We start from the raw sequence: 1,101 nt of genomic DNA, 5'->3' as shown, positions 1-1,101 counted from the left end.
CCCGAAGCCGAAGAAATCCGTCGCCCTGTCGGGCGTGACCGCCGGCAATACCGCGCTGTGCACGGTCGGCCGTACCGGCAACGACCTGCACTACCGCGGCTACGACATCCTCGACATCGCCGAGACCTGCGAATTCGAGGAAATCGCCCACCTGCTGGTGCACGGCAAGCTCCCCACCCGCGCCGAACTGGCSGCCTACAAGGCCAAGCTCAAGGCCCTGCGCGGCYTGCCCGCCAACGTCAAGGCCGCCCTCGAATGGGTGCCCGCCAGCGCCCACCCGATGGACGTGATGCGCACCGGCGTGTCCGTGCTCGGCACCGTGCTGCCGGAAAAGGACGACCACAACACCCCCGGCGCGCGCGACATCGCCGACCGCCTGATGGCCAGCCTGGGCTCCATGCTGCTGTACTGGTACCACTACAGCCATAACGGCCGGCGCATCGAAGTCGAGACCGACGACGACACCATCGGCGCGCACTTCCTGCACCTGCTGCACGGCCAGAAGCCGTCCGCGCTGTGGGAGCGCGCCATGCAGACCTCGCTCAACCTGTACGCCGAGCACGAGTTCAACGCCTCCACCTTCGCCGGCCGCGTGATCGCCGGCACGGGCTCGGACATGTACTCGTCGATCTGCGGCGCCATCGGCGCGCTGCGCGGCCCCAAGCACGGCGGCGCCAACGAAGTGGCGTTCGAGATCCAGAAGCGCTACGACAGCCCGGACGAGGCGCATATCGACATCTCGCGCCGCGTGGAGAACAAGGAAGTGGTGATCGGTTTCGGCCACCCGGTGTACACCACCGGCGACCCGCGCAACCAGGTGATCAAGGAAGTGGCGCGGCGCCTGTCCAAGGATGCCGGCKCGATGAAGATGTTCGACATCGCCGAGCGCCTGGAAACCACCATGTGGGACGCCAAGAMGATGTTCCCCAACCTGGACTGGTTCAGCGCGGTGAGCTATCACATGATGGGCGTGCCCACCGCCATGTTCACCCCGCTGTTCGTGATCGCGCGCACCTCGGGCTGGGCTGCGCATATCATCGAGCAACGCATCGACAACAAGATCATCCGCCCCAGCGCCAACTACACCGGGCCGGAAAACCT

The 1,101-nt window shown here is 66.5% G+C and carries 1 protein-coding gene; it reads left to right on the top strand.

Annotated features, from left to right (window positions below):
* Positions 1 to 1,101: bifunctional 2-methylcitrate synthase/citrate synthase (gene prpC / locus AC1DQR_RS40210; protein WP_477135135.1), on the top strand; the 1,101-nt coding region annotated here is incomplete at both ends.

The organism is Cupriavidus sp. 05L411, from assembly GCF_056398045.1.
The sequence above is the reverse complement of the archived record's forward strand: the minus strand, read 5'-3'. Positions and strand labels throughout refer to the sequence as shown.